Annotated in this window: 14 protein-coding genes and 1 riboswitch; of the genes, 2 read left to right on the top strand and 12 right to left on the bottom strand. The window is 43.9% G+C overall.

The window, feature by feature from the left end:
* Nucleotides 1-63: 63 nt before the first annotated feature.
* Nucleotides 64-261 carry a DUF2188 domain-containing protein gene (locus J0K78_RS10295; RefSeq protein WP_089653746.1) on the bottom strand — a complete coding sequence of 66 codons (198 nt, stop codon included), beginning with the start codon at nt 259-261 and terminating at the stop codon, nt 64-66.
* Nucleotides 262-396: 135 nt separating this feature from the next.
* A riboswitch (SAM riboswitch) is annotated at nt 397-507 on the top strand.
* A gap of 109 nt (nt 508-616) precedes the next feature.
* Here J0K78_RS10295 and J0K78_RS10290 point away from each other — a divergent pair.
* Both J0K78_RS10290 and metX read left to right on the top strand, forming a co-directional pair.
* Nucleotides 617-2,311 carry an O-acetylhomoserine aminocarboxypropyltransferase/cysteine synthase family protein gene (locus tag J0K78_RS10290; RefSeq protein WP_206946702.1) on the top strand — a complete coding sequence of 565 codons (1,695 nt, stop codon included), beginning with the start codon at nt 617-619 and terminating at the stop codon, nt 2,309-2,311.
* Nucleotides 2,312-2,334: 23 nt separating this feature from the next.
* Nucleotides 2,335-3,387, top strand: a complete 1,053-nt coding sequence (gene metX, locus J0K78_RS10285; protein WP_206946700.1) for a homoserine O-acetyltransferase MetX — start codon at nt 2,335-2,337, stop codon at nt 3,385-3,387.
* A 79-nt stretch (nt 3,388-3,466) separates the two neighbouring features.
* On the opposite strand, the gene J0K78_RS10280 is transcribed toward metX, so the two are convergent.
* The 11 genes from J0K78_RS10280 to J0K78_RS10230 form a co-directional block, all read right to left on the bottom strand.
* Nucleotides 3,467-4,828, bottom strand: a complete 1,362-nt coding sequence (locus J0K78_RS10280) for a polysaccharide deacetylase family protein (RefSeq protein WP_206946698.1) — start codon at nt 4,826-4,828, stop codon at nt 3,467-3,469.
* 700 nt (nt 4,829-5,528) lie between these two features.
* Entirely contained in the window at nt 5,529-6,365 is an 837-nt protein-coding gene (gene kynA, locus J0K78_RS10275; protein WP_370551109.1) for a tryptophan 2,3-dioxygenase, read from the bottom strand.
* 13 nt (nt 6,366-6,378) lie between these two features.
* The gene (locus tag J0K78_RS10270) at nt 6,379-7,023 is read right to left on the bottom strand and encodes a DUF4166 domain-containing protein (RefSeq protein WP_206946696.1); all 645 of its coding nucleotides are present in this window, start codon (nt 7,021-7,023) and stop codon (nt 6,379-6,381) included.
* 370 nt (nt 7,024-7,393) lie between these two features.
* Nucleotides 7,394-8,920, bottom strand: a complete 1,527-nt coding sequence (locus J0K78_RS10265) for an RQC-minor-2 family DNA-binding protein (RefSeq protein ID WP_206946695.1) — start codon at nt 8,918-8,920, stop codon at nt 7,394-7,396.
* A gap of 82 nt (nt 8,921-9,002) precedes the next feature.
* The gene (rpiA, locus tag J0K78_RS10260) at nt 9,003-9,701 is read right to left on the bottom strand and encodes a ribose 5-phosphate isomerase A (RefSeq protein ID WP_206946693.1); all 699 of its coding nucleotides are present in this window, start codon (nt 9,699-9,701) and stop codon (nt 9,003-9,005) included.
* Between the two features lie 832 nt (nt 9,702-10,533).
* Nucleotides 10,534-11,166, bottom strand: a complete 633-nt coding sequence (locus J0K78_RS10255; RefSeq protein WP_160910765.1) for a response regulator transcription factor — start codon at nt 11,164-11,166, stop codon at nt 10,534-10,536.
* Complete coding sequence (locus tag J0K78_RS10250; RefSeq protein ID WP_206946691.1) at nt 11,163-12,203, bottom strand: sensor histidine kinase; 1,041 nt, start codon at nt 12,201-12,203, stop codon at nt 11,163-11,165. Before J0K78_RS10250 ends, J0K78_RS10255 begins: the two co-directional genes overlap by 4 nt.
* Nucleotides 12,200-12,919 carry a cell wall-active antibiotics response protein LiaF gene (liaF, locus tag J0K78_RS10245; protein ID WP_206946688.1) on the bottom strand — a complete coding sequence of 240 codons (720 nt, stop codon included), beginning with the start codon at nt 12,917-12,919 and terminating at the stop codon, nt 12,200-12,202. Before liaF ends, J0K78_RS10250 begins: the two co-directional genes overlap by 4 nt.
* A 67-nt stretch (nt 12,920-12,986) precedes the next feature.
* On the bottom strand, nt 12,987-13,628 hold the full coding sequence (locus tag J0K78_RS10240; RefSeq protein ID WP_206946686.1) for a PspA/IM30 family protein: 642 nt from the start codon (nt 13,626-13,628) through the stop codon (nt 12,987-12,989).
* A 22-nt stretch (nt 13,629-13,650) separates the two neighbouring features.
* The gene (locus J0K78_RS10235) at nt 13,651-13,998 is read right to left on the bottom strand and encodes a lmo0954 family membrane protein (RefSeq protein ID WP_206946684.1); all 348 of its coding nucleotides are present in this window, start codon (nt 13,996-13,998) and stop codon (nt 13,651-13,653) included.
* A gap of 186 nt (nt 13,999-14,184) precedes the next feature.
* Entirely contained in the window at nt 14,185-15,285 is a 1,101-nt protein-coding gene (locus tag J0K78_RS10230; protein ID WP_305037804.1) for a M24 family metallopeptidase, read from the bottom strand.
* Nucleotides 15,286-15,287: the final 2 nt, after the last annotated feature.

The following is a 15,287-nucleotide window of genomic DNA, read 5'->3' as shown; positions in this document are numbered from 1 at the left end:
ATACTTTAACAACTGATCATAGATAATTGCACATAAAAAAACTCCCTCGGTGGGGAGTTTTAATTAGTAGGTGCGCTCTTCTTCAACTTCATGGTTTTGATCCAAGATTTGAAGTTTGCTCGGTTTGTTTTCTTTTGCGATTTCCTCTGCTTTGGCAACCGCAGTATCACGCTCATCATAAAGGTCTGTTGGAGCGACATCTTCGATTTTTACAAACCAGCCAGTTACATCTTTATTAGGTACAACACTATATTGTTTCATGAACTTCACTCCTATCTCATAGACTTAATTATCCATTCCCACAGGTAGGAGGGTTCAAACGTATCAAAATTGTTTGACAATAAGAAAAGACGCCTTTATAATTTCAAACAAGTCAGAAAAATTTAATAAAAACAACTCTTATCGAGAGCGGCAGAGGGACTAGGCCCTACGACGCCCGGCAACCTTCAAGGCAAACCCTTGAAAAGGTGCTACATCCTACAGATCACATGATCTGAAAGATAAGGGGAGGTATGAGATACATAAAGCCCTCTTCTTACTTAAAGAAGAGGGCTTTTCTTTTTCACTCTTCAACAAAGTGAATGCCCTAAGAAAAAAATAGAGGAGGAATTTTCCCATGAGTTTACCATTCCATACGTTTGGTCCTGAAACGAATTTGCTTCACGGTGGTCAGGAACCTGATCCCGCTACAGGTTCACGTGCTGTACCGATTTATCAGACGACATCGTATGTTTTTAATGATACGGAACATGCTCAAAATCTTTTTGCACTTGCCGAGCCCGGCAACATTTATTCACGAATCGGTAACCCGACCGTCGATGTATTCGAACAGCGCATAGCTCTTCTGGAGGACGGTGCCGCAGCGGTGGCGACAGCATCAGGCATGTCCGCAATTACGATGGCTATTCTGAATGTCGCTAAAGCTGGAGATGACATTGTGACTTCGACGAACCTTTATGGAGGAACGTACAATTTATTTGTCCACACCCTCCCTCGTTATGGAATCAATGTCCACTTTGTAGAAGGAGATGACCCTGAATCATTCGCCAAGGCGATTACTCCTCATACAAAAGCGATTTTTGCCGAGACCATTGGGAACCCTAGTTTGAATGTACTGGACATTGAAGCGATTGCAGATGTCGCGCATGATCACCACATCCCTTTCATCATCGATAACACATTCGCTACTCCTTATGTGTGCAGACCAATAGATTGGGGAGCAGACATCGTTGTGCACTCTGCCACGAAATGGATTGGCGGACATGGAACGGCCATTGGAGGTGTGGTGGTTGATAGTGGACGTTTTGACTGGAATCATGAGAAATTCCCAGGGTTCACTGAACCGGATGAAAGCTATAACGGGATTCGATTCGGGGTGGATGCCGGCCCTGCCGCTTTTGCCATAAAACTACGCGTACAGCTGCTTCGAGATATTGGTGCCTGTCTTAGCCCACAAAACGCATTCTTACTTTTGCAAGGTCTGGAAACTTTACACTTGCGAGTGAAAACACATGCGGATCAAGCTTTGGAAATCGCCGAATACTTAAAGGACCACGATGGTGTTGAATGGGTGAATTATCCAGGGTTGAAAGACCACCCTACTTATTCTTTAGCCCAAAAATATTTTCACTACGGGCATGGATCCATTGTTGTCTTTGGAATTAAAGGCGGGCGTGATGCAGGTCGTAAACTAATTGATCAAAGTACCATCTGGTCGCATGTAGCCAATGTCGGGGATGCCAAATCTTTAATCATCCATCCAGCTTCTACGACCCACCAGCAATTAAGCGACGAAAACTTGAGTAAATCGGGTGTAACAGAAGAACTTGTCCGCTTGTCTGTAGGCTTAGAGTCTGTAAAAGATTTAATCCAGGATCTGGACAATGCCATCTTCCACGCCACTGGATATAAGAAATCCTATGGTAAGAGCAAACATGTGGCAGAGCCTGTTTTATCATCATCCCTGGACCGTTCGAACGGGGAATTGAGGAAAAGAGTGATCGGGATTGTAGGCACAAGTACTCTTCTTATGGAGCAAAACAAGTTGGAAAGGTTAGGGTTTGAAATTCTTACCTTCTCTCATCTTGAGGATCTTCGTAAAGAAACGAATGTCAACTGGGATATCGTCTATGTTGAAGAAGTCGATAAAGATGTCTTGAACATAGCAAAAGAAATAAAGCCAACACTACTCTGGTCAAGAAAACCAATCACTCACGAAGATGCAGCCATCATTTCCGGGGTAAGCCTTTATGACGCTGTCGTGAATATCCGGTCAGGGAAAGATTTTTCCACTTCCCTCGTATCGGTCTAGTGAAAGAAAGGAGAATGAAAAGCATGTCATTAAGAAACCCCGCCAGCCACCCACGAACCAATCAATCGATCTCGATCGGCACTTTCACCTTTGAGTCTGGTGAAGTGCTATCAGATGTCGAACTTGCTTACGAAAGATACGGGCCGACGAATGCCCCCGTTATTCTCGTATGCCACGCATTAACGGGCAACCAGCTCGCCGTCGGTTCAAGGGATGAACGTGGCTGGTGGGCCGGTTTAATTGGGGAAGATTGTCCAATTGATACCAATCGCTATCAAGTGATCACCTTCAATGTTCTAGGTGGATGTCACGGATCAACAGGACCCGCAAGCATTAACCCAGACACAGGCAAACCGTACCGGCAAACCTTTCCAAAAGTCACGATTCGGGATATGGTGCATGCTCAATATAATGCTTTACAACACTTAGGCATCACTCATGTCCATGCGATTGCAGGTGGATCACTTGGCGGTATGCAGACGTATGAATGGGGACTTCTTTACCCTGATTTCATGAAAAAATTATTCATTCTCGCAGCTACCCCTTATTTAAGTGATTATGGCATCGCATTTAACCATATCGGTGCCAGAGCCATAAAGAGTGACCCTCATTTCCTAAACGGGGACTATCATTCAAATGAGGATCTCAGGGGATTCGAAATTGCCCGGATGACCGGGATGGTCACGTACCGAAGCAGTACATTATTTGAAAAAAGGTTCGACCGGTCCTATAACACCGATACGTCGTATGAAATTCAATCCTATTTGGACTACCAAGGGGATAAGATCAAAGAGCGCTTTGATGCCAACAGCTACCTTTACCTTCTTGAGGCGATGAACAATCATGACATTGGGCGAGGGAGAAATGGGTGGGCACAAGCAGCGAAGCAATACAAAGCAGAGGTCCACACCTTCAGTTTCGAACACGACCTCCTTTACCCAGAAGCACTGATTCAACCATTCTCTACCTTCTGTAAAAAAGGAAAGCATCATCACATCCCCACTGACTATGGTCATGATGGATTTCTCGTAGAATTTGACCGTTGGGGCAAATGGGTGGAAGAACAATTAATCTAATTTCCCAACAGGTACTTTCCCCTTGTACAAATCAAATAAAAAACCCGTTCCGTTTTGAATTGAAAACGGAACGGGTTTTTTAATGATCACTCAAATGACTGACAGGAACGACTTTATACCCTTTAGCGTACAGGTTTTCCAATAAAAGATCTACGGTTTCCACTGTAGAAAGTTGAAGATCATGAAGCAGAATAATGGAATCTCCTTCTACTTTTGAAAGAATATCCTCTGCTATTGCTTCTGGCGGGAGATCTTCCCACTTCTCAGAATAAATGGTCCACGGAACAACATTACCTTCTTCTTGATAGTTGGCAGAAGGCAGGTTTCCAAAAGGCAAACGCAACAGGTCCACCTTTTGTCCGGTCACTTGTTCCAGAATCGTTTGAGTCGATGAGATCTGCTGATTAATCTGTTCGTCTGACATGCGACCCAAGCGAGGGTGATTCCATGTATGATTTCCAATTTCATGCCCGCGCTCACTCACTTCCCGAACCACCTCAGGATAGTAACCTACGCGCTTTCCAATCATGAAGAAAGAGGCTTTCGCTTTATACTTGTCCAGTACATCAAGGATTTGTCTGGTGACTTCCGGATGAGGACCATCATCGAAGGTTAAAGCCACTTCTTTCCCTGCCTCATGTAAATGGTCTTCTAAAGTAAAGTCCTGATATTCATTCTCGCTTCCCTGATCCTCTGAAGTTAGATTAGCCACTGCTTCAGGAGTCTCTTTAAAGGCACCTTTATATTCTGAACGAAGAAGTTTGGAGACTTTGTTCTTCTCGATCATCACACGGACTGGTTCCTCATTAGCTGGATCATCTATAAAAACAAGGGCCCCTTCACCCGTCAAAGCGATGTCTTCGTAAAATTCAGGTTTAGCCTCAAGCTTATCTATAAGCTTCGAGTTTCCTTCACCTGCATCAATCATTTTTTCTTTCGTCCAATCGTGAAGACGATCGACATAATAGATGTCTTCCTTGAATAATTCTTCCATCGACAAAGCTTTGCCATTTTTCTTATCGAAATTCATGATGGTTTGATTGGTGATGACCCCGTCCCTACCAAGATCAATCGTTTCTATAAACCTCACAACAAAAAAACGTTGGTTTTGATGAATGACTTCAAAATCAATGTGCAGTTCGTGCGCCTGATTTCCATTATTATTTTGTTTACTCTTATAACTCTCTTGTTTAAACAAAGCTTTCTGCTGATTCACATAATCTATAATAGTCTGGTCAATTTGGTTATTCGGTGTTTGTGGATAATGCGCGGTCATATGGTACTCTTCAAATTCATTAATCTCTGTTTCTATACTTACGTCATACATTGCCGCCTGCTTACCCTTTTTCTCTCCCGACTCTTCATTAGCATTTGCAATGAAAGAACAGCCGGACGCCGTCAACAAAACAAACAAAATGGTATATATAATCGGTTGTCTCATGCTTTTCCCTCTTTATCTCATAGTCACACAATCTATTGTAACACAAATGTAACAATGACTTAATAACTTCGATATATTCAGTAAATTAAATTAATTCACCAAACCCTTTTTTCGTAAACACTCCTTATTCTTGAAGGTTCAGTTTCGAGACGTTTGTGTAGTGGGTTGGGGCTGCGGGGGATAACTCGCTTTCCGCGGGAGCGCGGTGAGCCTCCTCGGACTGCGTCCTGTGGGGTCTCACCCTGCACTTTTTTCCCGCAGGAGTCTCGCCATCCCCCTCCGCCCCTTTGCCATAGAAGTATCTCGAAACCACTTCCCGAATCAGCAGCTATTCAGTTTGATGGAGTATCATAACTCCCATACAGAGACACTTGAACCCTGAAAACTTGATACAGAGCGTTTCTGCCTACAACAATCAGGATAGTGGGAGACCTTCCAACTTGGTATAAGGGTTCGTTAATCCCCTTCACCGAATGGGGTGGTTGGGAAGCTGCGAGACTCCCGTGGGAGAAGGAGATAGGCGAGATCCCGCAGGACGCAGTCCGAGGAAGCTCGGCGCTCCCCCACAGGAAAGCGAGTAGCTTCCCAGCCATCCCTGACTCTCAACCGGGCAACGAACCCCGGAAACACCTCGAAACTGAGTCTTCCACAATCCTGCCATATAGCGGAATAAAAAAAGAACTTTCCCATAAGGAAAGTTCTAAATGTTGGTGCGGACGTCCCATAGTTCCGGAAAGAAGCGGTGGTCGAGTACTTTTTTCAAGTAGCCGACGCCCGAGGAGCCGCCTGTGCCTTTTTTATGTCCTATGATTCGTTCGACTGTTTTCATATGACGGAAACGCCATTGCTGGAGACTGTCCTCGATGTCCACAAGCTTCTCCCCTAATTGGTACAGATCCCAATATTGTTCCACATTTTTATAGACATTCGTCCAGGCAGCTTCTACGCTGGAGTCTTTTTCATACAGTTGTGTGTAATCCCGGTCCAACAGGTTTTCTGAAATCGGAAAACCGGAATCGGATAGCTTCTCAATAGCTGCATCGTAAAGGCTTGGTGCTCGATATGCCGCTTCAAGCCGCTGGTGCAGCTCAGGGTCTTTTTCGTAGATCTTCAACACGTGAGGAGTTTTATAACCCAGTGCAAATTCAATCATTCTATACTGATAGGATTGGAATCCGGAAGCCTGTCCGAGCTGATCACGGAATTCCATATATTCGGACGGAGTCAATGTTGATAGGACATCCCACGCTTGAATAATTTGTTTCTGAATGCTTGAAACGCGTGCCAGCATCTTAAATGCCGACTGCATTTGATTTTCTCTGATGGCTTCTATAGCTGCGTGAAGTTCGTGTAAAGTTAATTTCATCCACAGTTCACTGACTTGATGAATGATAATGAAGAGCATTTCATCATGATGTGAGGATAGACGGTTTTGCGCAGATAGCAGCTCATTCAAGTTCAAATATTCCCCGTAGGTCATCCGGCTTGAAAAATCAGTATGGATGTTCTCGTTGCCATCTTTTTTATGGTTAGTCACTGATGTCCCTCCTTCAGTCCAAAACGCCGCGTTCAGGAATGTTGTTAAAAGTCATTGGTAAAAACTCCGTATGAACCGTTCCTTCATACATAAGAAGCGTTCCTAAGAGTGGGTGCTCTGCATGTACATGAACCCGAAAAGCACCTTCCTCTTCATCATAATGTTCGTACACGCTGGTTGTCGGATTCGCCATGGACAAGAGTCCATCTACATTCATTGCTTTTGACTCCATATAGAGTCCGCCTTCCGCTGTGACATGGAGATCCAGCTCGGTTTGTAAAAGGCCTGTCTTTCCAAGATCATCGACGATACAACCTTTCTCTTCATCAAATCGCATCGCTGCATCAAAACCTCGAATAGAGTAAGGAAAGAAGAACCTCCGAATCCAACTGATCGTCTCACGTCCTCTTTCATCTTCATAGATATAATTCTCAAGAGTGAACGGCACGTCCTTTCCTCGTTCTGCGAACACAAGATGATCTTTTGTTCCCACTTGAAGGAAAGGGCGCAGCAATGGATGGGTTCCTCTGATTTCAGTCATTCTTCCTTGTCCAAGAATCATTAGATTTTGTTTGCTTGTCAATCCGTACTTCTTTTGAAGCTCCGGCTGAAGATTATGGAATTGCTCACCTAGCGCGCGATGAAAAATCGATTTCATGAAAAAAACTCCTCTCCAAAACAGGTTTCCATCCTTGCTTCATTGTGGATGGTTATGAATGTTTGTCCTTTACTCTTTATGTAATACTCCATATTTAAACAGGATTAATAAAAAAGGTATGAAATGTTCCAAACCAGAATATGGTTTTATTTAGTAACCTATTTCCTTTGACGTATGTAATGGCATTATAGCATAAGTAACCGCTTTCTATGATACCTAAAAAGAAATAAGACCTGCCCTTCAGCAGGTCTTTATGATTGTATGTGTGAAATCGAGAGGAAGTTCCAGAAGCTTTTGTGACCTTTTATTTGTGTTGTGCCCGGGGGTGTTCTTGTGACACCCAGCTAAAAGATTCACTTACAAAAGTCAATTACATGACTTCTTCTGCATAGTCGCTGATGGAATAGCCTTTTTGCTGTTTCATCAGCCATCCTTGTTTTTCAAGCTGGTTGAAAAGTTTTTGAATATGTTTTTCGGGCCAACTTGAAAGAATACCGAACCAACGTGTTTCATGCAGGCGGAGCTGCCTAAGCTTATTGGTCGCCTTTCCAGCAAGCACTTGTACTAAGGTATGAGCCGGATAATCTGTTCCGTAGTAATAGATCAAGTCAAGCACTTGTTGAGTTTCTGCATACGTCAGCGATCTTCCTTTAACAGTAATGATCACATCATTCTCTTCATACCGGACCTCACTCAACTTATTTTTCAACTCTTCCAATACATGGCTTGTCATCGGGTAAACATTTTCCGGAACAATCTTCTGCCAATCACGTAGTTCTTTCAACATGCGAACGTCGTCGAGCTCTATTCCGGAAAGCCATAACAGCTCCGATTCCGCCGTACGTTCAGGAATCCTGCTCCGATTTAATTTATCATACATGTAGAGAAGTGGATGCGATTCCATATCATCTGCTTTACGCTGATAACGGTGAATCTGTTTAACAACCTCCAGACATTCATCCAGCGTTTTCCTGGCGACAGTCAATTGTTTTTTCAATCCCCGTAATTGAACCAGCTGTTCGAGGAGGCGCTGGTTCTGATCAGCAATTTCATTGAATTGCTTCTCAATAGTTATGACTCGCTTCGTCGCTCGCTCCACATCGAACTCCTCTTCCAGAGCCACTCGATCTTCATCCATATAATAAAGCAGAGTATAGTCACACCTTTCACAAGAACAGCAGATGCATCGCTCCTTTGAAAGAAAGGTGAGTGATTTTTGGTGTGAACAGCTTCCTTCCCTGCCTTCCAGCCAATCAGGTGGTAAAGTTCGAAATGGACGCATGACGATGCTGACTCTGTGACGCCAATAAGCCACATCCTCAGGGTAATTAAGAACCGATATGAGAGCGGATTGATTCATGACTTCAACCGCATCGATGACCTCCCTTTTTTCATGGAATAATCGTACGATCGGGTGATTATGAAAAGCAGTCGATATTTTATCGATCCAATGCTTACGGTCGTATTCGCTTATATGTGATAAAAACAGATAATCCTCAAGTACTTCCCCGACATGTTCATAAAGTTGTTCCGAGGTGAGTTGAGTAAAATCTGTACTGTATAAATACTCTTCTTTTAAAGGTAGTCCATGTTCTTCAGACAAGGACCTCCATAAAAACAATTCTGGGCGCAACAAATGTGGGTGGATCGTTTCTTCTTTTTCAAAAGAAACCGGCAGGACAGCTCTTCCTGATAACCCCAGGTAGGGGCGAATATTCGCTACATCAAGAGCTTTGTCGTTGATTTGGTCCACGATTGCGTCATTAAGCCTGGATAATAACCCCCGTTCAAATTTATGTCCGATCGACCGGATTTGTTTGTTCTTCTTTCCGATCGGTGCAAGTACTACATACGGGTATCGTTGATCCTGGTAAGCAATCCTGTTTGGCAGTCCCATAATGATTCCCCTTTGAATAAGGATTTACTACTATTATAGAAAAAGTATTACGATGTACCAATAAATATAAGTAAAATGGGCGTCATACTGTTAAAATTTCCACGGAATACCCAATGAAAAGCCCCGTTTCTATGACACCTGGAATCGCACTCAACTCTTTTTCCAACGTATCGTGTATATCATGAAACCTTACGTCTATGAGCACATTGCCAGCTTCGGTCAGAACCGGGCCGTCCTTCGCTGCCGCCATACGCAGCTGGATGTCATGACACTCAAAATGTTGAAGAGCTGTTTCTACAAGATGAATGGCACGTGGATCCACTTCCAATGGAACGGCAAACTTCTCCCCAAGCCTTTCCACATGCTTGCTTTCGTCTACTAAAATATACGTTTTTGCAGCGCTTGCCATTACGAGCTTCTCGGCAAAAAGAGCGCCCCCTCTTCCTTTAATGAGGCGTTGTGCTCCATCCACCTCATCTGCCCCATCAAACCCCCAATCCGGTTGATGATTAAGAAGAGAAGTCGTGGTCAGTCCATAATAGCTGCAGTTCATTTCTGCCTCTTTAGAAGTAGGAACAGCGAGGATCTCCAGATTTTCCTCTTCCACTCTTTCCGCAATCTTTTCGAGGGCAAGAAAAGATGTCGACCCTGAGCCGATGCCGATGACATCTCCGTCTTTCACATAGCGACTTACTTGTTGAGCGACTTTTTCTTTTCGGTCGCGATTTGAAATTTCTCCTGACCAGACCGGCTGATCAGCTAGATTATTCTTCCACTTCACAGGTATCACCTCTTCCTTTGGTATTCCCGAATGATAAAAAAACAAGCATGGGTGGTAAAGAAAGTGTATCAGATGTAGAAGCCGCTTCCTTTTCCCACAACAAAACTTTGTCATTCTTAATGTTCTCTTCACATAAATATTAGGTAATCCATTGTTCCACAGAAAGAAGGGGATGGCATTGAAACGAGTGTACTGGAAGTTATTCATCTTCTATCTCATCCTCATCACCGCCATCGTACTCGTCACATTAAATCAATAAACCCTTAGATGATTCTCCATATAAGCTCCCTTTTCTTGAAGACTCAGTTTCGAGACTTTTGTGGGGTTTTAGGGACTCCCGGAAAAGGTTCGCTTTCCATGGGGCGGGCGGTGAGCCTCCGTCCCTATGCCATGGAAGATTCTCGAAACCACTCTAAAAGTCAGCTCGTATGATAATGGAAAGTGGATAATTAGATCACCTCCACAGCATGTAATAGCTTGATGCAAAGCGTTTCACACCTCTAATAGTTGAATCATTGGAAGGCCACCCAACTTGGTACAGGGGTTCGTTTATCCCTTGCATCGAATGGGGTGGTTGGGAATGCGAGACTCCCGTGGGAGAAAGGAGATCGGCGAGATCGCGCAGGGCGTAGCCAGAGGAAGCTCGACACTCCCCTACAGGAAAACGAGTAGGTTCCTAGCCACCCCTGACGCTAAACGAAGCAAACGAACACCAGAAAGTCTCGTAACTGCGTATTCAACAATCCTGCCATATAGTTGAACAAGCGTTTAATTCATATGAGGGAATCACCCAATATATTCAAAAAACCTCGACCACCTTATGGTCGAGGTTTTATTGAATTAAATCGTGTTTAAAAGCATAGATTACTGCTTGGGTACGGTCAGAGACCTGGAGTTTTCCAAGGATATTGCTTACGTGTACTTTTACGGTTTTCAGGGCAATGAACAATTGATCTGAGATTTCCTGGTTAGTCTTTCCTTCCGCCATTAGAAGAAGAACTTCTTTCTCCCTTCCTGTCAACTGATCGTGAAGTTCTGCTCCATCCGGTGTACGCATTTTTGTCATGATTTTGCCTGTCACTTCAGGTTCTAAGATGGACTGGCCTGCGTATGTAGAACGAATGGCCTTGGCAATTTCTTCGGCTTTTGATGTTTTGAGCATATAACTCGTCGCGCCGGCTTCGAGTGCCGGGTACACTTTTTCATCATCCAGAAAACTCGTGACGATAATGACTTTTGCCTCCGGCCATTCTCCAGTTATACGTTTTGTTGCTTCGATACCATCCATCTCATCCATGACTAAGTCCATCAAGATAATATCAGGACGATGTTCCAATGCAAGGTCTACGGCTGCCTTTCCATCGTCTGCTTCCGCAACAACCTCGATATCCGGCTGTGCCGATAAATAGGCTGAGACGCCGATGCGCACCATTTCATGATCGTCAGCAAATAATACAGTAATCATCCCTCTTCGCCTCCTTTAATCCGATGGGGAACTTTCACCTCTAACCGGGTGCCCTGTTCCTTCACGCTTACAATCTTTAATGTTCCTCCAACTTCAAACGCCCGTTCCTGCATGTTCTGCAAGCCATATGAACTTGTCTTTGCTTCTTCTACATCAAAACCGATGCCATCATCCACGATCCGCAGGATGACGTTATGGTCCCTTTCAATCAGCATGACATTCAGCGAATGAGCCTTCGCATGTCTTAAGGTGTTTGAAACCGATTCTTGGAGTATCCGGAACAGCTGATCTTCGATCCCTTTTTCAAGAATCAAAGGTTCTACAGACCATTCAATTTCCATCGGTACTTTTTGCGTGAGTTCATAGAGCAGTTCCTCTGCTCCTTCTGACAGGGACTTATCCTTGAGAGCTACAGGCCTTAAATGAAGAAGCAGCGCTCTCATTTCAAGCTGAGACTGATGAATCATGCGTTCGACCATCTGCATTTGTTTTTTCGTGGCCTGCCAATCATCCGAATCGGTTTCATTAATCGCAGACATCATCATCGAAGCTGCAAATAATTGCTGACTGACGGAATCATGAAGCTCTCTTGCAAGCCGGTTCCTTTCCTGAATTACTACTTCCTGCAGACTTCTCTCACGTTCTTCAGCTCTTTCGGTAACCATTCGTTGGGCAAGCTCTGTTTGTTTGGACATTTTTTCTTCCAATTGTTTAAGAGCTAGGTCGATCTGCACCATCTCTTTCAAATCAACCTCTTCTTCCGAAAGCTCATTCCCCTTCGTCAACTCAGAGACACGGTGTTCGATAGTGTAAAGCTGTCTCCTCCAAAACCATCCCTGGATGACGCCGACTACAAATCCAAAAGATAAAGAAATGAACAAAACAAAGAAAATATAAGGAAGATCAAAAACCTCTCTTTCCAGGAGATCCCCCCACGAGCCAAAAGGAAAAGCATAGAATGTAATGGCCAACAACAGAATGGTGAACCCCATAAAAGTCAGGGTGCCTGACAACAATTGTCTTTGCCATACATTCATACGCGCTTCACCTCAAGCTCTCCGGACACCATGGACGTGATAATTTTCACGCGTGGCTTTTGTTTTCGATATCCTTCGGTTTGATAGGAAAGAACCTGGTTAAACACGTTCGATTTCTTATATTGAAAGATAGAAGCACGCCCAACGAGAGCACTATGATGAATGCTTACCTCTACTTCATAAGGGATATAAACGGTAAGATTACCAATCCACTGGCGTATAGAAATAACGGCCTCATCGTGAGGAAGAACCGTTTGGCTCAAATCTACGATTCTGTCCCCGAACCCACCATGAATGTTGATATCCTTCCATTCATAAGAAGTTTTCGGTGTAGCATCATCTCCAAAAAACTTCTGCCTTAGCAATGGCTCCTGATCAGGCATTTCCTGGTGGTAATCAATGATCTCAGGTTGGATATGTTCCGGCTTTTCTCTTGATTTGAAGTAATCTCTTAAGAACATGAGAATCAGTGCTATGACGAGAAACCTCACAGCAATCATACTTAATACGGTGAAGATTAAACTGATCAATCCAATCCAGAAAAGAATTTTCCTCCATAATGGACGATAGTTTTTCCATCCGATATAGATAAGGACTCCGGAGAATACGAGAGAAAACACAAGACCCCCGTTGAAGAAGACGATTTCTACAACGAGGAGGATCACCCCAATGATTAAAATCGTGTTGATCGTATCAGTCGAAAGCTTTTTAAGCATAAAGGTCATCCCCCTCTCTTGAATCGATAAAGACGCAGAAATCTGCGCCTTTATCATACCATGTTTTCTATTTAGCGGGTACTTCCTCCCGCTTCTCCAGTTCTTTTTCCAAGTGGGCCATTTTGCTGTCAAAAGTATTGTGGTAATAGGCACTGTTCACTTTGTACTCAAGATCCTCGATGTAGCTGTCAATTGCTGAAAATCTGGAATAAGGCTTGTCCGCTGTATCCTCTATCACACGATTCATGCGATGATGAGCACGAGCAATGTTTTCACGACCCATCAGTTCCATCCGCTTCAAATGCATGTCCTTCAGTTTATGTTTCATTTCTTCATATTTGCGCTCAAGTGACTCCAGCTGGTCGATGCTGTCCCTTCTTGACGCTTGAAGGCGTTCTGCTCTTGCCTCATATTCCTGCTGCTCCTTGAGGGCGAATTCATACATGTCGGACTCCCCTGCTTTTTCAGCAACCTCAGCCTGGCGTCTGCGCTTGTCCGCCATATCCTGTGCCTTTTGGAATTCACGGGAAAACTCATCTTTCAATCGGTACTGCCGTTCCACAAGCTTTCTAACCTTCTCTGTTTCTTTTTCACTTTCACGCAAATACTGATTCAACATCGCGATCGGATTCTTTTGTTCTTTTTGATCCAACGCCTCATGTAAGTCTGCGGTAATAGAATCTTTCAATCTTGTAAATAAATTAGCCATAATTGTGTATCTCTCCTTTAGTTTATTTGTTCATTTCAGCCCATTGACGTTCGAAGTTTGTAAAAGGATCGTCGGACTTGGTAGAATGTACCGCTTCGCTTTTGCTTGTCCAATTCTTATAGATCCAGTAAAGGGCAAAAGCAGCAGCGACACCAATCACGGCATATACATTTGAGACGGCTATACTGAGGATGATCAATCCAACAACCACCCATCCGATTTTTCCGGCCGTAGAGTCACTTTTCATAAACTGTTTGAACACTATATACAACAGCCAGACACTTACACCCAGGAGGATCATCGGTCCTAAATTGACGAGCAATACAGTAAGAGCGACTAATCCAGCCAGGAACAGTAAAAATTTCTTCATCGTTTTTTCCCTCCTTGCTGTTTTCTTGTCTTTATCATATCGAGAATAAAATGGTGGCGTAATGAGCCAGAGATATATTTTCAACTAAGACCAGAGGCGTATAGTATGAAGGGATACAGTGGAGCAGAACACTTGCTGGAGGATATTAGACACAGAAAAGGCCGCCCAAATAAGGCGGCCTTACTTTTAGTCTATAATACGCAGTTCTTTCGGGGTTTTCGTCAATGTTACGTATCCGTCTTCTGTAACAAGTACATCATCTTCCAAGCGGACGCCGCCCACTTCAGGGTCATAGATTCCAGGCTCAATCGTGTACGTCATCCCCTGTTTCAAGACGCCATCATTTAAATGACTCATGGAAGGAAATTCGTGTACGTTAATTCCAAGACCGTGACCGATGCGGTGTGGGAACTTGTCTCCGTAGCCTGCATCTGTGATGACGTCACGTGCGACTTGATCAAGGTCACCGATTCTCGTTCCCGGCTTACTGATGGCAAGCGAAGCGTCCAGGGCTTCCTTCACTTTATTGTAAATCGCCTTTTGTTCTTCACTCACCGAACGGTAAGCAAACGTGCGGGTGATATCAGATGTATATCCTTTCCATACGACCCCAAGGTCAAATAAAACAAAGTCTCCCGGCTTCAAGCGGCGGTCACCAGGGTTTCCATGAGGTTGACCGGATTTTTCACCGAACAGGACCATTGTGGAGAAGGACATTTCCGCAACGCCTTTTTTCTTCAGTTCATATTCAATCTTAGCGAGAACTTCCATTTCAGAAATTCCCTCTTCCAGGGCTTCGACTCCCACACTCACACCGAAATCTGCAAGCTCGGCCGCTTCTTTCATAATGCTGACTTCGTTGCTGTCTTTGACGACACGCATGTTGTTCAATCGCCCTTCGATGTCCTCTACTTTTACATCTTCAAAGAGTTCGAAAAAAGATTCACTACGCCCATAAGAAAGGACTTGCTTTTCTATCCCTACTGTCTTCACATTCGCGATGCCCTTTTCTTTCATCTTGTCCGCCATCATCTGCCACGGGTTTTCGTGATCGGCATAACCAATCACTTCCTCCGTCCACCCAGCATCACGGATTTGACCTTTTTCCATCCCTGGCAAGACAGCAATAGGATCCGCTTCAGGAAAAACGAGCAATCCCAAAAGTCTTTCATGAGGATCGGTATGGAATCCGGTTAAATAAAAAAAGTTCTCTGTTGAATTAATAAACGCTGCATCCACGTTTGTATCTTTTAGATATTGAGAAAATTGTTCCAATCGTTGTTCCAACA

This window comes from Halobacillus sp. GSS1 (assembly GCF_017307035.1).
GTDB lineage: Bacteria > Bacillota > Bacilli > Bacillales > Halobacillaceae > Halobacillus > Halobacillus litoralis.
This window is presented reverse-complemented; position numbering and strand designations above follow the sequence as displayed.

Excerpts from the sequence above, each read along its gene's own strand:
- J0K78_RS10295 (WP_089653746.1), bottom strand. The coding sequence starts at position 261 with ATGAAACAATATAGTGTTGTACCTAATAAAGATGTAACTGGCTGGTTT.
- J0K78_RS10290 (WP_206946702.1), top strand. The coding sequence starts at position 617 with ATGAGTTTACCATTCCATACGTTTGGTCCTGAAACGAATTTGCTTCAC.
- metX (WP_206946700.1), top strand. The coding sequence starts at position 2,335 with ATGTCATTAAGAAACCCCGCCAGCCACCCACGAACCAATCAATCGATC.
- J0K78_RS10280 (WP_206946698.1), bottom strand. The coding sequence starts at position 4,828 with ATGAGACAACCGATTATATATACCATTTTGTTTGTTTTGTTGACGGCG.
- J0K78_RS10270 (WP_206946696.1), bottom strand. The coding sequence starts at position 7,023 with ATGAAATCGATTTTTCATCGCGCGCTAGGTGAGCAATTCCATAATCTT.
- J0K78_RS10265 (WP_206946695.1), bottom strand. The coding sequence starts at position 8,920 with ATGGGACTGCCAAACAGGATTGCTTACCAGGATCAACGATACCCGTAT.
- J0K78_RS10255 (WP_160910765.1), bottom strand. The coding sequence starts at position 11,166 with ATGATTACTGTATTATTTGCTGACGATCATGAAATGGTGCGCATCGGC.
- J0K78_RS10250 (WP_206946691.1), bottom strand. The coding sequence starts at position 12,203 with ATGAATGTATGGCAAAGACAATTGTTGTCAGGCACCCTGACTTTTATG.
- liaF (WP_206946688.1), bottom strand. The coding sequence starts at position 12,919 with ATGCTTAAAAAGCTTTCGACTGATACGATCAACACGATTTTAATCATT.
- J0K78_RS10240 (WP_206946686.1), bottom strand. The coding sequence starts at position 13,628 with ATGGCTAATTTATTTACAAGATTGAAAGATTCTATTACCGCAGACTTA.
- J0K78_RS10235 (WP_206946684.1), bottom strand. The coding sequence starts at position 13,998 with ATGAAGAAATTTTTACTGTTCCTGGCTGGATTAGTCGCTCTTACTGTA.